The sequence below is a fragment of the Nocardia canadensis genome, assembly GCF_032656385.1.
GTDB classification, from domain to species: Bacteria; Actinomycetota; Actinomycetes; order Mycobacteriales; family Mycobacteriaceae; genus Nocardia; species Nocardia canadensis.
This window is the reverse complement of sequence record NZ_JAVCWB010000008.1, coordinates 280,309-300,133: the sequence shown is the minus strand read 5'-3', so window position 1 is coordinate 300,133 and position 19,825 is coordinate 280,309. Positions and strand designations below refer to the sequence as shown.

Genomic DNA, 19,825 nt, shown 5'->3' with positions numbered 1-19,825 from the left:
GGTGGGTGTTTCCTGTCCGGGATCGGGTGCGACTTCAGCGCACTGAACGAATCGGCGCCACGGCCAGCGCGCCGAGTACCGACAGCACGGCACCGACGACGAAGAGGGCGGTATAGCCGCCCAGGCTGACGACGGCGGAAGCGACGAAGGGACCGAGGATCTGGGGCCCCGCGTTGGCGATATTGAGCACGCCCATATCGCGGGCGGCATCCTCGGCCTTCGGGAGCACCATGGTGACCAGGGCGGTGTCGACAGCCATGAAGCAGCCGAACGCCAGACCATTGACCGCGGCGAAGGCCATCATGCCGGGCCAGGTCGGGCTGATCACCGGGATCATCTGGGCCGCGGCCGCCAGCGCCGCGGAGAGCGCGACGAAGAGCTTTCGGCGGTTCAGCCGATCGGAGAGCACTCCGCCCACCACGGTCGAGAAGGCCATGGTGACAGCGGAGATGGTCGCGAGGACGGCCACACCATCGGCCGGATCCAGCCCCTCGGGCAGCCGGGTGTGGTCCTGGAGAATGTAGAGCTTGTAGCCCACGACCGCGAAGTAGCCCAGCACCAGCAGCGCTCGTCCGATGAACGCCCATCGAAAGTCGTGCTCGCGCAGCACATTCAGGAAGACAGTCACCTGTTCTCGCCATGGCACGGACGCTGTGACCTGCCTCCGCTGTTCGCGGGCGCCGGAGGTGAACAGCACCGCCGCCACCGCGACCAGCGTACCGAGCACAAGATATCCGGTGCGGAAATGCTCGGCGAACACCGAGGCGATCAGCACGCCCGAGACCGATCCGACGGGCAACCCGAGACCAACCGCGGCCGAGGCGATCCCGCGCCTTTCCACCGGCACCCGGTCGGGCACCACCGAAGTCAGCGCGGCCTGATAGACGTTCATGACCGCCTGCCCGAGGCACCAGGCGATGGCGACCAGAAGCACCGTGTTCACACTGCCCAGCAGGGCCATCGCCGCGATCGCCGCGAGCCCGGCCCCCAGGATCCAGGGATTGCGGCGGCCGGAGCGATCCGACAGTGCACCCGCGACCGGATTGAACACCGTCGCGAAGATCGCTGCCACGCCTGCGACCAGCCCGAGGTTGGCGACCTTGTCGGCGGGATCGATTCGTTCGATCTGCAAGGGCAGCAGCACCCCGGCGACACCGGTGTACAGCGCGTACATGGCGGTGTTGGCGGTGAACAGCAGTGACAACAGGCGCCGGTCGGAAGGGACTGCGGCAGAGGTATTCTCGCCGACGCTGTGGTCGGTCTCAGGAAAGGTCACGTGGTTCCAGAATTCTCGGAAAGGTCGAGCCGGCGCTTATGCGGATCGGCGGCAGTGGTAACCGTTCTCGGTCCGATCGATGCGGGAGAAGAACTCCCACACCAATTCCGAGGCGTTGGGGCCACGAGGGTCGGTGAACTGCGCCGAGCGCGCATCAGGAGAGCCACCGGACCAGAAATGGCCTTCGCCGTGGACGGTCCAGGATTGCAGCACGGGGCACGGCGAGTTCGGGAGCTCCCATGTTCGGACCGTGAAGCGGTGGCCCTGGGCAACCTGCGCGACACCCTCACCGATGTTGGACGGTGTGGCGGGAATCGGTTCCGGAACACCTTGGGCGGCAAGGGTCGTGTTGTTGGTCAGTCGCCACTGCTCGACCGCCTCTTGCCCGCACTCGTAGGGCACGGTCTTGTCGGCGTCGCCGTGGAAGGCGATGACCGGCAGCACCCGGCGATGCTCGCCTTGAGCGGAAAATGCTCGCGCCGCCAGCGCTTCCGGTGCGGCGATCGGCAGGTAGGTGCCGACACATCCCGGCACGCCATGACCGAACGGACCGCCCGAATGCAGGCCGATCGCGGCATACAGGTCCGGGAAAAGACCGCCGAGCATTGCCGTTTGGAATGCGCCCGAGGACATTCCGAGCGCATAGATCCGCCGAGAATCGACGTGGTAGCGGTCGGCGACGAGCCGGGTCATACCCGCGATCGCGGCCGCGTCGCCCGAGGTTCGCGATTCGTTTCCCGGTGCCGCCAGCCCCGACCAGCAGCGCCCTTGGAGTTCGTTGAGCGGGCTGCCGTCGACGTAGAGGACGACGAAACCCGCACGCCGGGCTATCGGGTCGAGCTGACTTGCCTGCTGCTGTTGCTCGGCGGTGGTGTTGCAGCCATGGACCATGACGAGCAGGGCCGGGGCCTCCGGTAGTGCGCCGGGCACGAAGCTGCGGTAGTCGTAGGTCAGCCCGCCCGCGGTGTAGCTGCCGGTGTCGGTGCGGTCTGCGGGCGGTGCCGCTGCGGCGGATTGGCTCAGGCCGAACACGGTGGCCAGTACTGCGGCGATCGCGGATCGGACAATCGTGGAAACGCCTGTCGGGATCACCGGGACGATCCGCTCGAGGAGCCGGTCTTGAGTCCGTTGGCCGATCCGCTCGGCAACCGCAGGTTGGCATCCGGCACCCCGGTTCCCTGCGGATCGAGCACGCCGTCCTGGTTCGCGAACGGGCTTTGTCCGGGCTCGGATTGTCTGGTGCGCAGGTATTTCCATACACCATCGACCAGCGTCGCCGCACCGGCGAGCAGCGTTCCGGCGAGCCCGCCCGCGCCGGCGAACGCGGCGATCGCGGCCGGTGTGGTGGCCAGGCAGGCCGGTCCGACGATCAGACAGGAACCCAGTCCGATCACCGCGCCGACGAGCGCCCCGACCACCGTGCCGACCAGGGTGCCGACGACGGTTCCCCGGGTGAGGTTTCCGGCGAGTTCGTTGAGCGCGAGCTGCTCCTCCATCGGCGAGGCAATGGAGCTGATACCGGCGGTGTCCGGCGTCAACGTCAGCGTGCGCCCGGCATCGGAGATGTGCTGGGTGATGCGGTGCCGTTGGCCCTCGAGCTCGAAAGCCAACGGCAGCACATCGATTCGGGTACCGCCGTCATCGCGGATCTCGATCGTCAGACCGTCGGCGGCGACGGCGAATCCACCGCTGGTCAGGGTGGTGACCACGGCGCCGCCGACCACCGCCGATTCGAACTGTGCTGCCGCGCCCGACTCGGCCGAGGCCGGTGCCGCCGCGATCGCGGCTGCGGCGAGAAGGACTGCCATCGCGCCGGCGGACGATCCCATGCCGATCGTGCGAGATGCCATATCAGCGAACCTCGGGTGCGGTGCTGGGCTTGCCCTGCGCGTACTCGCCGTACTTGCTCGTGCCGGGCGCCGCGTTGAGGGTGGTGAGATATTCGTAGAGCGCGAACGCGGCGGTGGAACCGCCGCCCAGCACGACACCGGCCAGGGCGCCGACGCCACCGACGAGCGTGATGATCGGCAGCGCGGCTACCACGCAACCGATACTCAAAGCCAGGCAGGAGGCGCCGGCGAGGGCGAACCCGGCGCCGATGCCGATGACCGCGCCGATCGCGGTACCGATCAGCGAGCCGACCGAGGTGCCGATACTCACCGAGTTGATGAGGTCGTTCATGGCCAGCTGGTTCTCGATCGGCGACGCGATCGGCTGAGCCGGGTGCGGCAGCAGGGCCGTGGTGTCCGGGACCAGGGTGAGCTGGCGGCCGTCGGCGGAGATGTACGGCCGAATCGGGAGATGCGCACCGTCGACGGTGGCGGCCAGCGGTAGCGATTCGAGATCTCGCGCCGCGGTGTCCCGAATCGTCACCGTTCGCGAATCCGGCGCGAGAGTGAAGGTTCCGTTCTCGAGGGTCGTTATTACGGAACCGCCGACCACGGACGCATGGTAGGTCACCGGTGACGTCGTCTCCGGTGCCGCCGCAGCATTCGAGGCAGTCGAGACGGAGGCGATCGCGGCGATGACGGCTGCCGAAATCGCACTGTACTTACTCATGTTTTCTTCTCATTTCACAAGGCGTGGACGTCAGTCCGGACGGCCCGCTTCGAGGCGGGCGAGGGTGAGCTGGAGCCAGGTGATGTAGGACCGCGCGTACGCGTAACCGTTCTCGTGGGCCAACGTATGGATTTCCCGGGCCCAGTTCGGGTCCAGCTCAGGGATTTGCGGGTCGTAGATTTCCGGGAGCGGCGCGGCGGGCGAGGTGGCGTCGTGCTCGATCCGGTAGGCCAGTTCGGTGCGGACGATGTCGATCGCGATCTCCCGATCCAACTGCCCGGCGAACACGAAGCGCAGGTTGAACTCCGGGTCCATCGGCCGCGGTGACGGCTCGTACGGGGAGCGTGCCCATTCCAGCAGCGCGGCTCGGCCCGCCTCGGTCATGGAGTAAACCTTCGCGTCCGGCCGCCCTTCGCGTGCGTCGATCTCGAAACCCACCAGACCGCGATCGACCAATTGCGCTAGGCGCCGGTAGATCTGAGGCAGTTGGACCCCATAACCGAGGTAGCGGCCGGAGCCTGTCATCCACAGCCGCAGGTCGTAGCCGGTCAGGCGCCGCACCGAGAGCAAGCCGAGGATCACATAGTCGAGCTGCATCGGACTCCTATGTTCCTTCGAATGTATGAACACGATCACATCGACAGGCAGTCCGTGTCAAGAACTAAGTTTTGACTGCTTACCAAGTTGACCTACCGGACGCTCTTCATCGCGTCTATGTTCCTACGAACATATGCACCGGACGTGGGTAGCGTATGCGCGCGGCCGTGATTGCTGTTAGAGTCCGCCGCCATGAGTTGGAATCGCGCCGCGGCGGCCGTGAGCATCGCCGCGGTCTCCGCACTGTTCACCTACGCTCCCGCCGCCGCCGACTTCCCTGTCCCGGCTTTCGATCAGTCGACGCTCGATCTGTGGACCGCCCCCGCCGGTCCAGCAGAGTCGGCCACGATCGTGCTCGCCTACAGCTTCGGCAACCGGATTCCGGCGGGCTTGGACCCGGCGCGCGAGGTCGGCGCGCCGGGACCGGTCAACGAGGAGCTCGCCGCGGCGGTCGTCGCCGCCCGCGGTGATCGCGACATCCCGGTGTATGCCCAAACCGAAATCGCCGAGGTGCTCGTGTCCCGCTACCACCTCACCGATGTGGTCTCCATCGATCCGGTGCGCGCCACGGACGGCACGCTGGTATATCTGTCGACCGAAGGGGTGGCCGCCAAGGTCGCGGAGCTGCGTGGACCGTCGGCGAAGTCGGACGCCGTGGCGGTGGTCGCCTTCGCCGACCATCAGTGGCGCGCCACCCACACCACCATCAAGCAGGGCTTCCACGCGTTCGCCCCGGCGGGGGTGACCATGCCCAGCACCTACGATCCGGAGTCGGGGCAGGCATGGACCCGGAGCGCCTCAGTATACCGGCCCAACGACCTCGTCAGCCGACTCGCCCTGCTGCGCTGATCCGCGTGAACAATCTGCGCATCCCTCGAGTCAGGAGTTGACAGTGCACAAGCCCACTCTGCGGTGGTGTATGGCCGCTGCCGCCGCACTCGCCGCAGCCACCGGGGTTCCCACCGTCGCGCGATCGGACGCAGCGCCCATCCAGATCGAAGAATCCGCTTACCCCACCAGCCAGGGCGAGCAGCCGATGACGGTCTACCGGCCCGCTTCGGACGGCCATGGGGCACGCCACCCCGGTCTGATTCTGGTCCACGGCGGCGCGTGGGTCCGAGGCAACCGCGAACTACTCGACAGCGAGGCGCGGGCGGCAGCACATCGCGGTTTCGTCGTATTCAACATCGACTACCGGCTGGACGCACCGCGCAATCCGCGGCAGTACCACGATGTCGAGGCAGCCATAGAATTCGCGCGTAGCCACGCCGCCGACTACGCACTGGACCCCGAGCGTCTCGGCGGTCTCGGAACCTCGGCCGGTGCCCACCTGCTCATGCAGGCGGTGACAGCCGATAAGGCGCCGTTGGCTGCGGTGGTCGGATGGTCAGGGCCCTATGACCTCACCGGTCGCGCGGGAACGTCGGACGCGATGCTGGCGTCAGTGGCGGCGCTGGTCTTCCTCGGCTGCCTACCGGCCACTCCCAGTTGCGCCGAGCAAGCGGCCGCGGCATCACCGGCGCTACACACGGCATCATCGAACCCGCCGATGATGCTCTTCAACTCGAGTCACGAGCTGATTCCGCTCACCCAGATGACGAGCTTCGCCGATCGCCTCCGCGCCGACGGCGTCACCGTGCACACCCAGACCATCCCTGGACGCGGCCACGCGGTGGCCTACGCCGACACCGCGATCGGCCCGACACTGGACTTTCTCTCGGAACGTCTCCATTCCTAGAGACCCGAGAAGGCCCAGCGAATACCTGCGGATCACGGCGGCGACAGAAACCCGCTGTTCTGCCGCACATACCGCGTGGTCCTCAATGGTCGAGTGGGCGGGTTCAGGCAGTCAGCAGCAGTGCGGCGGTCGTCAGCATCACGGCCGCGGTGGTGGCGTGGACGCCGTAAGCGGCGGACTTCGAGCCTCTACTGAGCAGCACGATCATCGCGTCCCCGACCGGAATGAGCGCGAGGACGAGAATAAGCCCGCCGAGCAGCGTGGTGGTACCGGCGGCGAGGACGACGAGAATGGCCACCCCGCAGGCCATGTCACGGACACCCTTGACGCGCAGCCAGGCGCGGAAGGCGGTGTCTTGGATCGGCGAGTTCGGAATGCCGAAGCCGGCCGCACCCTGTGGCGCCCAGAAGAAGCTGGTGCCCATGACGAAGACGGCGAGGGCGATGACAGCGGCCAAAGAGTTGCCGACGATCGAAAGCATGATGAATTCCTCTGCACGATAGATAATTCCGAAATTGGAAAACGAAGACAGGAAGGGACGGCCGCGCCACCCGTCCTCGCGGAGGACAGCGATCAGGCCGCGCGGACGCGGCGGATGTGACGGGCGTAGCGGGGACGGCCGATGACGTGCCAAATGGCGCGGACCGGTGCGGGGAGGCCCCCGAGCAACGTGGCGCGTTCGGTTCGGTCGGCGTCCTCCAGGACCAGTCCGAGGAGCGTGAGCAAGGTGAGCTTGGGCGTGTGGGCCACCATGTGCTCGCCCAGGGCAGCCCACTCCCGCCCCGTGATGTGCACGGCCGCGAGCGGCAACAGCGCCGCCTCTTCATCGTCGAGATGTTCGACCAGGACCGCCCGGTGGTCGACGAGCAGCGCTACGAGGGTGTCGCGTTCATCGGCGCCGGCCGTGGCCTCCCACGCCGGGACCGCAACGTCCAGTTTGGTCAGACCGATGTCGACGCGCTCGTGCTGGGCGCGCATGCGCAGGATGACTTCCGCTCCCGGGTCGACCCGGGACAGCAGTGGCGGCCACAGCAGTTCGTCCTCGCCCTCGTGGTGGTTCTTCAATCCGAGTCGGTAGTCGCGGAAATGAGCGGCGATGAGCGCGGCCCGCGCGGTGTCACCCGGAGTTACCGCTGCGACGAGGTCGATCAGCATTCGGGATTCGCGACGGAATGCGCGGTGCACGATTTTCATATCCTGGGTGTCGATGCTCATTGTTCGTGTCCTCCAAGTGTTTCGAATGCCTCGAGCCTGCGCTCGGGCGTTTGGAACGGACTGGGAACCGACTTGGAACGCTCGGACCTCGGCGTGCGTATGATGTGACGCGTCATGGTCTTTGTGCGGGTGCTGGGTTCGTTTGCTGCCGAGAGCGGCGGCGAGTCCATTCCGCTCGGCGGGCCTCGGCAGCGCGGCGTACTGGCGCTGCTGATAGCCGCTCGCGGGCAGGTGGTACCAGTCGATCGATTGATCGAGGACCTGTGGCGCGGTGAACCGCCGTCGCGCGCCCTGGCGTCATTGCAGGCGTACGTGTCCAACCTGCGCCGTCTGCTCGAACCCGGCCGCCCGCCGCGAGCGCCGGCCCGCGTGCTGGTGAGCGCGGCGCCCGGCTACGCCTTGCGGCTGCCGCGAGAAGCGGTGGACGCCTGGCGTTTCGAGGAACTGCTCGACGAGGCCCGCACGCTGCCCGATCCACGGGCAGCCCGGATCCGGCTGACCGAGGCGCTGGCGCTGTGGCAGGGGTCCGCCTTCGCCGAGGTCGCCGACGAGCAGTGGGTCACCGCCGAGATCGCGCGACTCGAGGAGCTACGCCTGGTCGCCCGGGAACTGCATATCGCGGCAGGCCTGCGCCTCGGCGACCCGACGGCGGTCGTGCCGGACACGGAGACATTCACCCGCGACCATCCGCTGCGCGAGGAAGGCTGGCGCCTGCACGCGCTCGCGCTGTGGAGCAGCGGCCGACAGGCCGACTCCCTCGGCGCGCTCCGCCGTGCCCGTGCCCACTTCGCCGAAGAACTGGGCCTGGATCCCGGACCGGATCTGGTGGAGCTGGAAGAGGCGATCCTCACCCAGCGCACGGACTTCCTCCGCACGGCCGTCGCGCCTGCGACGGACGAGCCCCGCGCCGCGGTGATCGTGCCGCCTCCCGTCGAAAAGCCTTGCACGGTACCGTTCGTCGGCAGGGAGAGCGAGCTGGCGGCGCTGATGGATACCGCCAGGGACACCGGTCACGCGGGCGTGCGTGTCGCGCTCGTCACCGGCGAGGCCGGGCTCGGCAAATCGAAGCTGCTCGAATGCCTCGGCGTGCGGCTGGCACGGGAGGGCTGGCTGGTGGCCGCCGGGCGCTGTCCCGACCTCGACAGTGCGCCGCCCGCCTGGGCGTGGGTCGAGGTGCTGCGGACTGTCGCCGGAAGCGTTCCGCCGGGCGAGTTCGCCGACGACCTGGCGCCGTTGTTGTCGGAGTCGGTGACCGTCACCGGGGACGCGGCAGCCGGCCGTTTCCGGTTGCGGCAAGCCGTGTGGGCATGGCTGTCGGCGATCGCGGCGTACCGCCCCGTCGCCGTCATGCTGGACGACCTGCACTGTGCGGACGCCGCCACCCTGGAACTGCTCGCCGGTGTCGACACACGGCACCCCCTCCTGATCGTCGCGGCATACCGTGCGGACGAAAGCGAGCGCCTGGCCGCGACACTCGCGGCCCTCGCCCGCACCGCGCCCCTGCGGCTGGAGCTGCCCGGTCTCGATCGCGACGCCGTCACCGACCTGGTCCGCTCCGAATGCGAAGCAGACGACGCGACCGTGGCCGGTATCGCCGAGCGGACCGGCGGCAACCCGTTCTATGTGCGGGAGACCGCGCGGCTGCTGAACTGTGAGGGCGTGCTGACCGCACTTTCCGAGGTTCCGGAGGGTGTCCGCGACGTACTGCGGCGCCGGTTCGCCCGGCTGCCCGAGAGCAGTGTGTCCGTCCTGCGGCTGGCGGCGGTGGCGGGCCGGGAAAGCTCGGTGGATGTGCTCGTGCGGGCCGCCGATACCGACGAGGACGGCGTGCTGGACGCGCTCGATGCCGGCGTCATCGCCGGATTGCTCGACGAGCCCGGGCCCGGGCGGGTCCGATTCGTGCACGCACTGGTCCGGGACACGCTCCTGACCGATGTCAGCCGGCTGCGGGTCACCCGAATGCACGCCCGCATCGCCGTAGCGCTGGAGGACTCCGGTGATTTCGCCGCGCTGGCCCACCACTACGCACGAGCGGGATCGCCGAAGGCCGCAGGTTATTGCGCGCGGGCCGCCGAGCTCGCCGAGGCCCGATACGCTCACGATGTGGCGGCCGCACTCCTCGGCGACGCCGTCGCCAACTCCAGCGATCCGGACGAGCGGGTCGATCTGCTCGGCAGGCTGCTGCGCGCGCAGGTCAGAGCCGGAGCCTTCGACGCGGCCCGACGTACTCGTGAACAGGCCGTGGAGTACGCCGAGTCGCTCGGCCGCGAGGACCTGATGATCGCCGCGTTCACCGCCTGGACCGAACCCACCCCCTGGCAGGCCCGCGCCTACGGCACCGTCGACAAGCCCATCGTCGACCGTCTCCGCCATCTGCTCGAACGGCACGATCTCGACTCCGGCACCCGGTCCCACCTCCTCATCGCCTACGCCCACGAGTTGGTGGGCGAGAACGATCCGACGGTTATGGCGGCGGCGCGGGAAGCGCTCGACCTCGCCCCCTCTCCGCGCCTGCGGGCCGCGGCGCTGCTGCTCGTCGCCCGCGAGTCCGGGCGGGAAGAGTATTCGCGTGAGCTGGTGGAGATCAGCGTCGAGCACGACCTGCCCGTCTACCGGGTGACCGGTTTGCTCGAGCAGGCCGCGAACGCGGCCGCCGCCAACGACCCCGCGACCATGCGGCGCGTGACCGAGGAGGCGCTCGACCTCGCCCGCACATACCGGATGCCGGAAGCGATCGGCGCGGCCGAGATCGCGCTGGCGACACTGGTGCTCATCGAAGGCCGCTTCGCCGATGCCGCGCGGCTCTACCACGAGGCCACCGAACGCATGGAACGCGCCGGATCGGTGCATGCCGCGGGTTTCCTGCGGCTCCCGCAGGCGGCGATCTGGATCAACGACGGCACACTGGGCGACCACGTGGACGACGTGCGCGCGCTGCACGCGGCGCTCGGCCCGATAGCCGCCGACCTGCTGACCCTCGCCCTCCACGCCGCGGGACGCGGCGATGAAGCGGATCGGGTCCGCACCGAACCCGCCCCGATCCGGCGCGACTTCTTCTTCACCTTCCTGACCAGCCTGCGTGCGCTGGCGGCCGTCGCCACGAACGACCGCGACGTCGCCGCACAGAGCTACGCGGACCTGCTTCCGCATCGAGAAGGTCCCCCGGCGGGCGCGGAGAGCGTCTCCCTTGCCCTGCGCCCGGTCGCCCACACGCTCGGCGAACTCGCTCTGTACCTGGGCCGCGCCGAGGAGGCCGCAGCGCATTTCGCCCGGGCCGCCGCCATCGCCGACAGGTGGAACGCCTCCGGCTGGGCCGCGGAAGCAACTGCTCGCGCCGATCGCGTTCCAAGTCCGCTCCAAGTTCCTTCCAAAACCTGAGGCGCAGTGTCGAGCCCATCAGAACCGAACTGATGGAGGCACGAAACATGCACAACCCGCACACCTTCCGGGCCGCGGTCGTCCGTACCCCGAACGGACCCGACTCGATCGAGATCATCGACTTGCCGGTCACCGAGCCCGGCCCCGGAGAGGTCCGTATCGCGGTCGCGGCCGCGCCGGTCAATCCCACCGACCTCGGCGTCACGGGCGGATTCTTCCACCAGATGGGCATGATCAACCAGCCCTCCCACACCGGCCTCGGCTGGGACTTCGCCGGCACCGTCGTCGCCACCGGCGCGGGCGTGGAACTGGCCGTCGGTACCCGGGTGGCCGGCGTCGTGCTCGGTTTCGACCGCGACTTCGGCACCTACGCGGAACAACTCGTCGTCCCGGCCACTGATCTCGCCGTGGTTCCCGACGGACTCGACCTGGTCGCGGCATCGACTGTGCCGCTCAGTGGATTGAGTGCGGCACAGATCGTGGATCTGCTCGGCGATGCACCCGCCGAGGGCAACCGATTGCTGGTGACGGGCGCGGCCGGGGCGATCGGCGCGAACGTGGCCGCGCTGGCACCCGACCGCGGCTGGCAGGTGACCGGACTGGCCCGCGCCGAAGACGAACCGTTCGTGCGCGGTCTCGGCGCCGACTTCCGTACCGAAGCCGAACCCGGCTGGGACGCCGTCGTCGACACCACATCGCAGCAGGCATGGAGCTTGAACCCGGTCCGCGACGGCGGATCCTTCGTCGGCGTCCGACCGAACCTGACGCCCACGGCCGAGCGCGGGATCACGGTGAACATTCTGATGGTGCACTCGGACGGCCCGTGCTTGGAAAAGCTGCTCGCCCGCGCCGCCGGCGGCGGCCTGCCCGCCCGGGTTCACGCGGTCCTGCCTTTGACCGAGGCCGCCGAAGCCCACCGCGCCATGGCCAAAGGCGGGACGCGCGGGCGCTACGTGCTCCGCCCCTGATCCCTCCCGCGCACAGGCAAGCGACCCCTACACCCGAAAGAGCGCTAGTCGGACACTTGATGGAAGTCAGATCCACCCACCCGCTGACGGGTGGGTGGATCTGCATGGGCATATTGGCCCGCTGAACCTGCAACCCCCGTGATCGCCGCGGCTGGATCGCCGCCCGTCTGCCCCGGTGGCTGCGGGCGTTCGTCGGCGGCGTCTGCGACCAGCATCGGACCCGAGGCCGACCTATGGCCTCCCACAAGGGGACGAAGTGCTGTATCGACGAACCGGTGCGACATCGAGACTCAGAAGCAAGCTATCCAGCGCGTATCCGCCGAAATCGGACCGACCTGACGGATCCACGCACAACCGGTAGCCCGGCCGCCCCTGCCGGCGACCTCGAAACCATCGATAAGGAGCCGTCATGAGTTGGACAGTCGCCGCGGTGATCATCGCCGCGATCTTCGCCGCCATGGTCATCGTCACCACCTACCTTTCCGCCAGGAAGCCCTGACGCCGAGTCGACGGTGCTCCCCATCGAATCGAGGCAGCGATGAACCCCATCAAGTTGCGCGAGGATTCCGCTCGTCGGATCTTCCGTGATCGTCGTGAGGCCGGCCAGGCCATGGCGGAACTACTCGGCCACTACCGAGGTCACGGGGAGGTGATCGTGCTCGGGCTACCGCGCGGCGGAATCCCGGTGGCGTGGGAAGTGGCCGCCGCCCTGGGCGCGCCGCTGGACGCTCTCGTGGTGCGCAAGCTGGGAGTACCCGACAACCCGGAGTTCGCCTTCGGCGCCCTGGCCACAGGTGGCCGCATCGTCCTCGCCGACGATGTCGTCCGGGCGCTGCGTCTGACCTCCGACCAGATACGTGCGGTGGCAGAGGACGAGGCAGCCGAACTCGCGCGCCGAGAAGCTGCCTACCGCGGCAGCCGTGGCCCCCTCGATGTCGCCGGACGAACGGTCATCCTCGTCGACGACGGCCTGGCCACCGGCTCGAGCATGTTCGCGGCGATCGAGGCGATCCGAGCCCAGGAACCGCTTCGTATCGTCGTCGCCGTGCCCGCGGCACCGGAATCGACATGTCGTGAACTCGCCGCGATGGTCGACGAAGTGGTGTGCGCGACGATACCTTCACCGTTCCGCGCTGTCGGCGCCTCCTACTGGGACTTCACCCAGGTGACCGACGAGCAGGTGCACACCCTGCTGAACACACCCACCACCGGATCACCGAGTTCAGCTCCCGACCCGGTGCAGGCGATCCGCGCGTGCGCGATCCACGCGCCCGACGGGATTCCGCCTTTGGAGCACTTCGACGATCTGATCGGCACCGCGAGCATCGTCCTGATCGGCGAAAGCACCCACGGGACACACGAGTTCTATTCCGCGCGTGCCGAAATGACGAAATGGCTGATCCAGCACAGAGGCTTCGACGCGGTCGCGATCGAAGGAGACTGGCCCGACGCCGCGCGCGTCAACCGCTATGTGCACGCCCGTGGCAGCGACACCACCGCGGAAGAAGCGCTCCGTGGGTTCGAGCGATTTCCGGCCTGGATGTGGCGCAATACCGTGGTCCGCGATTTCGTCGACTGGTTGCGTGACCACAACGACGAACAGGTGCGGAACGACGAGCGCACCACCGGATTCTATGGCCTGGACCTCTACAGCCTGCATCGATCGATGAACGAGGTCGTGCGCTACCTGGAGCGGACAGACCGTGCAGCCGCTCAGCGCGCCAAGACCCGATACGGCTGTTTCGGCGAAGCCGACTCCGGCGACGGGCAGGCCTACGGCTACGGTGCGGCATTCGGTGCGGGCAAGACCTGCGAAGACCAGGCCGTCACGCAATTGGTCGAGATGCAACGCAAGTCGCTGGCCGAATTCAGCACCGGCACCGACGCCGCCGAAGAGCTCTTCGACGCCCTGCGCAACGCGTGGTCGGTCCGTGACGCCGAGCTCTACTACCGCACGATGTTCGGCGATCACACCGCTTCCTGGAATCTGCGTGACGAACACATGGCCGACACTCTCGACGCACTGCGCGAGCACCTGAGCCGCGGTCAGCGCCCAACCGGCGTCACTCGAGCCCCGAGAATTGTTGTCTGGGCACATAATTCACATGTCGGCGACGCTCGGGCCACCGAGTTCGGAGCGGAGGGCCAGATCACTCTCGGACAGCTGATGCGGCAACGTCACGGCGCGCACTGCCGAGCGATCGGCTCGAGCACGTACTACGGATCCGTCACCGCGGCACAGGAGTGGGGTGGGACCGCGGTCCACGAAACCGTTCGCCCGGCACTACCGTCCAGCATGGAAACTCTGCTGCACGATGCCGGCATCGGTGAATTCCTGGTTCGTCTGGACACCGGCGACGCCGCCGCGGACACACTGGGTCAGCCACGGCTGCAACGAGCGATCGGCGTCGTCTACCGGCCGGGCACCGAGAGACAGAGTCACTACTTCCACACTCGTGCCGCCGACCAGTTCGACGCGCTGATCCACATCGATCGCACGACCGCGCTGCAGCCGCTCGAACCCACCAGCATCTGGAGCGCGCAGAGAACACCGGAAACCTATCCGACAGGTTTGTGATGTGACCGGATGTCTTGCACGGCGCTCGCCACGCACCTGTACCGGAACACCGAGAAGGCTCCGATCGGCGGTCGATTCCCCGGGAACCCGACCGAGGACGGCTGATCGGCCAAGAGCCGAAGCGGCTTCGACACGGTGACCAGCACCCGGTCGGCACGCGTCGCCACGCGGCTGAGCCGGACAGCCGCATCCTGTCGACGCAGGGCAACCGCGGTTGCGCCTCGAGCACGTTCGGGGGTTGACGTCGCACGCCGCTCAGACCGGATGACCGGGCTGATGCTGCATCGAGGAGAACCTCGCTGTCGCGACCTCCTCCCGCGCCCGTAGCTCGGCCCCGGTGAGCACATAGGCGTCCGGCCCGGGAAAGGTCAGCGCCCGATGACCATCATCGGTCCAGTGCACCAGATAGGGTGGAGACCCGTCTGCCGAGCGGACTTCCTCGATCAGGCCCCGCCGGACGGCGCCGCCGACGGTATGTCCCTCGATGACGAGCCAGTCGCCTGGTTTCGCATGCATGACATTCCTCCTCGCCGATTTCCTTGTCGTCGCTCATTGCCCGAGCTCCTCGCTCGCTGTGACCGTGCCGTCGGTCCCGCGATCGAACACGTCCTGGCGCCCGGGGCGACGCACAGTGCTCAACTCCTGTGCTGCATTCTCGGACTCCTCGATCCCATCAAAATGGGGTGAACCAGCCCTAGGGCCGACCGTCCCCTGGGCCGGCGACCTGTGGCACTATTCGCTATCCCCCGCGGATCGAGGTCGACGTCCGCCTTCTCGGCAGCAGATCGACCGACGCTCGGCGTTGGCTGTGGACAACGGCTCCGCCACGATCTCCCTGCCGGCTACGTCGGCCCGGGCCCGGCTCCGACGCCCCGGTAACGCTGTGGGCTGCCGCCGAACCGCACAGCAGGATCGACGCCGTCGTCATCCGGGGCGGACGTCCAGACCTCGCAGGTGTACGGCTGACCCGAATCACCGCTGCGACGCTGTTCCCGACCGGCGGCGCGGATCGCACCGTCGGCTACACGAGGGGATCCGGAGTGCCTGGCTCGCGTGGGCCCTGGTCGAGCCGGAACGGTGGATACTCGTCTCGCATCAGCCCCGCGTACGCGACGACCCGGTACAGCCATCGGTTGATACCGAGCACGAAGTCGAAAAGCCGACGCGGATACTGCGCGGTGAACAGCAGGATCACCGCCGCGATCACGACCAGGACCCCGAGCAGCGGGATAGTGGTGGCACCGGTTTCACCACCGAATCCGACGCTGCCGCCGGTCATCGCCAACGCGATCGCGTAGTGCGGGATCGCCAGCAGCCACCATTTGAACAACACCGACGTCCGGGACAGGCGCTCCGGATACGTGACCTGGAAGTCGGCCGGATAGTCGGTCGAGCGCAGCGTGAACGGCGGATACCGATCAGTTCCCAGCGCCGCACAGGAATAGAACTGGACCCGCCACGACCACCGGACGACCCCGACATTGAAGTCGAAGATCGCTCTCGGGTACCGGCCGGTGAAGAGAATCGCGACCCCGGCCACCACTGTGAGCAAGAAGAACGCGACCCACAGAAAGAACAAGACGACGACATGTGGAATCACCAGGACCCATTTGACCAGCCACAGCCACCGCGACAGCGGCTCGTCCAAATCCCCCCGCAATCGCACCGGATAGGGGCTATCGGGAGCTTCCATCACGACCTCCTCGAATCTCGATACCGAAACACGGCACCGCGCCGGACCAGTTGTTCGGCGGCGTCACGTTCGACGACGCCGATGGTGAGTTCGGACCTCGGTTATCGTCTGTTCGCGTAGCGCGCGCCGACGGCGAGCGCGGCCAGGGCTACTATCCCGGCAACGACGATCAACCGATTCGCATCGACCGTCGGCTGCCACCGCACCCGGCCGTCTCGGATGACGAAGGCACCGACCGGCTTTGCCCCGATCCCGAAGCCGGCGCCGGAGCCCTTCTCGCCATCCGGGCCCGACCCGCCGCCTCCGCCGGCACCGCCGGAGATCGTGGCGACGCCGATCACCGTTGTTCCGTCACGTTCGATCGGCGGCGCGTACACACGCTCGACCGACATCGATTCCTTGACGCTTTCGACTACTTCATCGATTCTCACAGGGCTCTCCTCGCCTACGCGGTCTGTATGTCGACATTCGGCGCCACGCCGAACCGCACGGGTCGGTCCGATCGGTGTCCGCGCCTTGTTGTCGAACGGACCTTTCGATTCGACCACCCGTCGGGCGACGGCCACCAGGGACCACCGACCCCGACCCGGGTGCCGTTCGTCGTTACCTGGCAGAGCGACCGACGCCGGTGCTGGAGCGTCGATCGTTGTGGGTTCGGTTCGGTCGCCCTTCGGACCTGTGCGAGCACGTGCCCGAGCACTCGAATTCGATCGGGTGAGCCGACCGACAGAATCTAGACGGGGGGTGTCAGAGCGTCACGGATGGTCCGGCGCATGATCTTGCCGACCGGGTTGCGGGGAATGGTATCGACGATTTCGAGCCGTTCGGGCAGCTTGAAGGACGCGACCTGACGATCCCGTAGATGGTTCACGAGGTCGGCGAGTTCGACCGAGGCTCCCGGAGCCGGAACTACCACGGCACAACACTTCTCCCCGAACACGTCGTCGGGGTAGCCGATCACCGCGACATCGCCCACCCCGGGATGCTCCATCAGCAGGCCCTCGATCTCGGCGGGCGCAATGTTCATACCGCCGCGGATGATGATCTCTTTGATCCGGTCGACGAAGATCAGGTATTCGCCGCGCTCGCCGCCGAGTTCGAACACATCCCCGCTGCACAGATAGCCCTGGTCGTCGAACGGGCTGGACGCCGCGGTGCCCTCGAGGTAGCCGCCGAAGACGCTGGGTCCTTTCAGACGCAACTCGCCCCGCTCACCGACAGCGTGGACGTCGGCGCCGGTCACCGGGTCGACCAGACGTACCGACGTCATCTTCGCGACGCGCGTCGCCCATTCCCGGTCCGGGGCACCGTAGTTCGGCAGGTGCAGGGCGCGGACGGCCGGATCCGGGATGTCGGCGGGCGCGCCGAGCAGGCACACCCCCTCGTTGGAGCCGAAGAAGTTGAGGACCTCGATTCCGAATTCGTCCTGCCACCGACGAACCACACTGGGCGGCAACGGTGCGCCGCCCGAGCCGACCCGCTGCAGCGACGACAGGTCCACCGATTCCCGGAGCGCGTCCTGCTGGAGCAGCATCGCCAGGATCGCCGGCGGCATCGAGGTGTGTGTGACGCGGTGGCGGGCGATCTGCGCCAGGAACACCGCGAGGTCCAGCGGCTGGTGCTGGACCAGGTGCCCGCCGCCGACCAGCCAGGGCAGGAACGCCGCCGCGAATCCCGCCATGTTCACCATGGGAAACGGGTTGAGGATGACCGACGACTCGTCGGTCTCGAGCCCGTCCTGAGCCGCCTGCGCGCTCGCGAACCAGTCGGCGTGACAGCGCGGGACACCTTTGGGAGCGGCCTCGGTCCCGCTGGTCCAGCAAATCGTGATCCGGTCGCCGATCGTGCGGACCAGGCCGTCGACGTAACGCCGCGCTTGCTCGGTGGCGGCAGACGACGCCGACGAGTCCATCGACACCGCGCGTGGGTCCGGATCGGGACCGAACACGAACACGCTCTCGATCCCGTCAGCCGGTTCGGCGAGCGCGAGCGCCTCGGCGGTCATGTCGCGTCCGAGCAGGCGTGACACCGTCACGACCGCCCTGGCCTCGGTGGCACGGCAGATGTTCGACAACTCGTGCTGCCGGTACGCGACCGGTACGGGGCTGACGACCGCGCCCAGGCGCCACAGCGCGAGGTACGTCGCGACCAGTGCCACCGAGTTGGGCACCTGGACCACGACCACGTCGCCCTGCCGGATCCCGCTCTCGTGGTACCTGGCCGCGAGTCGTTCGACGCGGTCGGCCATCGCCTTCCACGTGAGTGTCTCGGCCTCGATGCCCGCCAGGTCCGTCAGGTTCGCCGGATCGGACACGGCGTCGTGGTCGGGTCGGGCGTGGACCCAGCCGTCGAAGGCGTCCAGCAGGGTGGTCTCCCGCCACCACCCCTTGGCAACGTAGTCACGGATCTTCTCTTCCGGGTGGCAGAGCACAACCCGGCGCTGATTCGGGTCGGCATTCCCGGGCGCGGTGAATGGTTCGGACATGGCTATCTCCTGGAGAAGGACGGGTGTCGAGAGGGGACGAAGCGAGGAAGGGACTCAGCTCAACCGGCGCAGGACCAGCGCGGAGCCGAGGCCCAGCGCGGCCGGAATCGTGACCAGGGCGTGTTCGCCGTCGACGCGGCGGAGCCCGTCGAGGGCCGAGACGAGGAGGTTGCCGCCGGTAGCGCCCAGCGGGTGGCCGACGGCGTGGGCGCCGCCCGTGGGGTTGACCCGGTCGGGGTCGAGGCCGAGTTCGCGGATCAGCAGCAGCGGGCTGACGGCGAAGGACTCGTTGGCCTCGACGATGTCGAGGTCGCCGGCCCCGATCCCCGCACGGCGCAGTGCGTCTCGCGCCGCGTCGACCGGTGCGCTCAGCAGCGGCGAGCGGACCGACCGGTGCGTGACGGCGACGATCTCGGCGACCGGTGCCCGCCCGCGCAGCCGGCCGTTCGCCGCGTCGGGACCGGCGATCACGGCAGCGGACGCGCCGTCGGCGAGCTGCGGGGCCGTCGCGATCGAGTGCAGGCCACTCCGGGGCCGGGTCAGCTCCGGGAGCCGTCGGCGCACGCGTTCCCACGCCAGGTCGTCGTCGAAGAGGGCCGGGAGCGCCGCGAACTGCTGGGCGGTGACGTCCGGGCGGGCGCCCTCGTCGACCGCGAGGATCACCTCGCCCGAGCATTTCACCGCCACCACCGCATCCGACGGCGGCGCGGCGGCCGCTCGCCGATGCGACCGCGCCGCGAACTCGTCCAGCTCGATGCGGGTGAACCCGTGCGCGACGGCCGTCGCGTCGGCAGAGACCCCGATGGTCACGAATCCAGTGCGCTCGCCCAGCTCGTGGTCGGTGGCGATCGCGGGTGTGTCGGAGAGCATCGGTACCCGCGACATCGATTCGACACCACCGGCGACCACGACATCGACTTGTCCCGCAGTCACTTTCGCGGCGGCGGTGCCGATCGCTTCGATGCCCGAACAGCAGAGCCGGGACACCACCATGCCGCCCACGGCGTCGGGCCACCCGGCGGAGAGAGCCGCTGCCCTGGCCAGGTTTCCCCCTTGCTCCCCGGTGACCGTGCTGATCCCCAACACGATCTCGTCGACGCCCGCGGCGGCCAGACCGCGCTGCTCGAGTGCGGTGAGGAGCTGGGCGAACAGCGCGTGCGGCGGAATCTGCGCGAGGGTGCCGCCGCTGCGGCGCACCCGCCCGCGGGGCAGCCGGACCGCGTCGTAGACCAATGCCCGCGTCATGGCGTCCCCCGCCTTCTCGACAGTTGAGTGGCTTGCATCACTCTGTTAGTTGTAGTCTGACCATCACGGAACCGCAAGACCTTCAGCAGAGAG

At 68.2% G+C, this 19,825-nt stretch carries 16 protein-coding genes and 1 pseudogene; 5 read left to right on the top strand and 12 right to left on the bottom strand.

All coding sequences use genetic code 11. From position 1 onward, the window contains the following. Positions 1-34 precede the first annotated feature (34 nt). From Q7X29_RS15085 to Q7X29_RS15065, 5 genes are read right to left on the bottom strand one after another with little or no spacing between them, the layout of a single operon-like run. Positions 35-1,276 carry an MFS transporter gene (locus tag Q7X29_RS15085; RefSeq protein WP_316574460.1) on the bottom strand — a complete coding sequence of 414 codons (1,242 nt, stop codon included), beginning with the start codon at positions 1,274-1,276 and terminating at the stop codon, positions 35-37. Between the two features lie 36 nt (positions 1,277-1,312). Beyond that, on the bottom strand, positions 1,313-2,308 hold the full coding sequence (locus Q7X29_RS15080; protein ID WP_449411948.1) for an extracellular catalytic domain type 1 short-chain-length polyhydroxyalkanoate depolymerase: 996 nt from the start codon (positions 2,306-2,308) through the stop codon (positions 1,313-1,315). A 56-nt stretch (positions 2,309-2,364) separates the two neighbouring features. Further along, positions 2,365-3,126: a hypothetical protein gene (locus Q7X29_RS15075; protein WP_255587934.1), complete on the bottom strand. Its 762-nt coding sequence runs from the start codon at positions 3,124-3,126 to the stop codon at positions 2,365-2,367. Between the two features lies 1 nt (position 3,127). Beyond that, the gene (locus Q7X29_RS15070; protein WP_218719027.1) at positions 3,128-3,835 is read right to left on the bottom strand and encodes a hypothetical protein; all 708 of its coding nucleotides are present in this window, start codon (positions 3,833-3,835) and stop codon (positions 3,128-3,130) included. Positions 3,836-3,865: 30 nt separating this feature from the next. Beyond that, complete coding sequence (locus tag Q7X29_RS15065; protein ID WP_218719026.1) at positions 3,866-4,471, bottom strand: PadR family transcriptional regulator; 606 nt, start codon at positions 4,469-4,471, stop codon at positions 3,866-3,868. 153 nt (positions 4,472-4,624) lie between these two features. Between Q7X29_RS15065 and Q7X29_RS15060 the strand changes: the two genes are divergently transcribed. Together Q7X29_RS15060 and Q7X29_RS15055 are read left to right on the top strand one after the other, a co-directional pair. Beyond that, positions 4,625-5,281 carry a hypothetical protein gene (locus tag Q7X29_RS15060; protein WP_316574459.1) on the top strand — a complete coding sequence of 219 codons (657 nt, stop codon included), beginning with the start codon at positions 4,625-4,627 and terminating at the stop codon, positions 5,279-5,281. Between the two features lie 70 nt (positions 5,282-5,351). Beyond that, complete coding sequence (locus tag Q7X29_RS15055) at positions 5,352-6,170, top strand: alpha/beta hydrolase (RefSeq protein ID WP_316574458.1); 819 nt, start codon at positions 5,352-5,354, stop codon at positions 6,168-6,170. 103 nt (positions 6,171-6,273) lie between these two features. Here the strand turns inward: Q7X29_RS15055 and Q7X29_RS15050 are convergent, their stop codons facing one another. Then, positions 6,274-6,651: a DUF4267 domain-containing protein gene (locus tag Q7X29_RS15050; RefSeq protein ID WP_316574457.1), complete on the bottom strand. Its 378-nt coding sequence runs from the start codon at positions 6,649-6,651 to the stop codon at positions 6,274-6,276. 92 nt (positions 6,652-6,743) lie between these two features. Next, the gene (locus Q7X29_RS15045; RefSeq protein WP_316574456.1) at positions 6,744-7,385 is read right to left on the bottom strand and encodes a hemerythrin domain-containing protein; all 642 of its coding nucleotides are present in this window, start codon (positions 7,383-7,385) and stop codon (positions 6,744-6,746) included. 114 nt (positions 7,386-7,499) lie between these two features. On the opposite strand from Q7X29_RS15045, the gene Q7X29_RS15040 reads away from it, so the two are divergent. From Q7X29_RS15040 to Q7X29_RS15030, 3 genes are all read left to right on the top strand, one after another. Continuing rightward, positions 7,500-10,763 carry a BTAD domain-containing putative transcriptional regulator gene (locus Q7X29_RS15040; RefSeq protein ID WP_316574455.1) on the top strand — a complete coding sequence of 1,088 codons (3,264 nt, stop codon included), beginning with the start codon at positions 7,500-7,502 and terminating at the stop codon, positions 10,761-10,763. 47 nt (positions 10,764-10,810) lie between these two features. Then, on the top strand, positions 10,811-11,731 hold the full coding sequence (locus Q7X29_RS15035) for an NADP-dependent oxidoreductase (protein ID WP_316574454.1): 921 nt from the start codon (positions 10,811-10,813) through the stop codon (positions 11,729-11,731). A gap of 538 nt (positions 11,732-12,269) precedes the next feature. Next, on the top strand, positions 12,270-14,309 hold the full coding sequence (locus tag Q7X29_RS15030; RefSeq protein WP_316574453.1) for an erythromycin esterase family protein: 2,040 nt from the start codon (positions 12,270-12,272) through the stop codon (positions 14,307-14,309). Positions 14,310-14,564: 255 nt separating this feature from the next. On the opposite strand, the gene Q7X29_RS15025 is transcribed toward Q7X29_RS15030, so the two are convergent. The 5 genes and pseudogenes from Q7X29_RS15025 to Q7X29_RS15005 form a co-directional block, all read right to left on the bottom strand. After that, positions 14,565-14,825 (bottom strand): DUF1918 domain-containing protein, encoded by a 261-nt coding sequence (locus Q7X29_RS15025; RefSeq protein ID WP_218719018.1) that lies wholly within the window; start codon positions 14,823-14,825, stop codon positions 14,565-14,567. A 505-nt stretch (positions 14,826-15,330) separates the two neighbouring features. After that, positions 15,331-15,993, bottom strand: a pseudogene (locus tag Q7X29_RS15020) (DUF4389 domain-containing protein); the annotation flags it as partial. Positions 15,994-16,103: 110 nt separating this feature from the next. Beyond that, positions 16,104-16,394 carry a spore germination protein GerW family protein gene (locus tag Q7X29_RS15015; RefSeq protein ID WP_255587939.1) on the bottom strand — a complete coding sequence of 97 codons (291 nt, stop codon included), beginning with the start codon at positions 16,392-16,394 and terminating at the stop codon, positions 16,104-16,106. 341 nt (positions 16,395-16,735) lie between these two features. After that, positions 16,736-18,487: a class I adenylate-forming enzyme family protein gene (locus Q7X29_RS15010; RefSeq protein ID WP_316574452.1), complete on the bottom strand. Its 1,752-nt coding sequence runs from the start codon at positions 18,485-18,487 to the stop codon at positions 16,736-16,738. A 54-nt stretch (positions 18,488-18,541) separates the two neighbouring features. Further along, positions 18,542-19,732 carry a thiolase family protein gene (locus Q7X29_RS15005; RefSeq protein WP_316574451.1) on the bottom strand — a complete coding sequence of 397 codons (1,191 nt, stop codon included), beginning with the start codon at positions 19,730-19,732 and terminating at the stop codon, positions 18,542-18,544. Between the last annotated feature and the right edge of the window lie 93 nt (positions 19,733-19,825).

What these genes read in the sequence shown, in the direction of transcription:
- Q7X29_RS15070 (WP_218719027.1), bottom strand. Translation starts at nt 3,835, where the DNA reads ATGAGTAAGTACAGTGCGATTTCGGCAGCCGTCATCGCCGCGATCGCC.
- Q7X29_RS15010 (WP_316574452.1), bottom strand. Translation starts at nt 18,487, where the DNA reads ATGTCCGAACCATTCACCGCGCCCGGGAATGCCGACCCGAATCAGCGC.
- Q7X29_RS15030 (WP_316574453.1), top strand. Translation starts at nt 12,270, where the DNA reads ATGAACCCCATCAAGTTGCGCGAGGATTCCGCTCGTCGGATCTTCCGT.
- Q7X29_RS15040 (WP_316574455.1), top strand. Translation starts at nt 7,500, where the DNA reads ATGGTCTTTGTGCGGGTGCTGGGTTCGTTTGCTGCCGAGAGCGGCGGC.
- Q7X29_RS15045 (WP_316574456.1), bottom strand. Translation starts at nt 7,385, where the DNA reads ATGAGCATCGACACCCAGGATATGAAAATCGTGCACCGCGCATTCCGT.
- Q7X29_RS15075 (WP_255587934.1), bottom strand. Translation starts at nt 3,126, where the DNA reads ATGGCATCTCGCACGATCGGCATGGGATCGTCCGCCGGCGCGATGGCA.
- Q7X29_RS15025 (WP_218719018.1), bottom strand. Translation starts at nt 14,825, where the DNA reads ATGCATGCGAAACCAGGCGACTGGCTCGTCATCGAGGGACATACCGTC.
- Q7X29_RS15060 (WP_316574459.1), top strand. Translation starts at nt 4,625, where the DNA reads ATGAGTTGGAATCGCGCCGCGGCGGCCGTGAGCATCGCCGCGGTCTCC.
- Q7X29_RS15015 (WP_255587939.1), bottom strand. Translation starts at nt 16,394, where the DNA reads ATGTCGGTCGAGCGTGTGTACGCGCCGCCGATCGAACGTGACGGAACA.
- Q7X29_RS15005 (WP_316574451.1), bottom strand. Translation starts at nt 19,732, where the DNA reads ATGACGCGGGCATTGGTCTACGACGCGGTCCGGCTGCCCCGCGGGCGG.
- Q7X29_RS15050 (WP_316574457.1), bottom strand. Translation starts at nt 6,651, where the DNA reads ATGCTTTCGATCGTCGGCAACTCTTTGGCCGCTGTCATCGCCCTCGCC.
- Q7X29_RS15035 (WP_316574454.1), top strand. Translation starts at nt 10,811, where the DNA reads ATGCACAACCCGCACACCTTCCGGGCCGCGGTCGTCCGTACCCCGAAC.
- Q7X29_RS15055 (WP_316574458.1), top strand. Translation starts at nt 5,352, where the DNA reads ATGGCCGCTGCCGCCGCACTCGCCGCAGCCACCGGGGTTCCCACCGTC.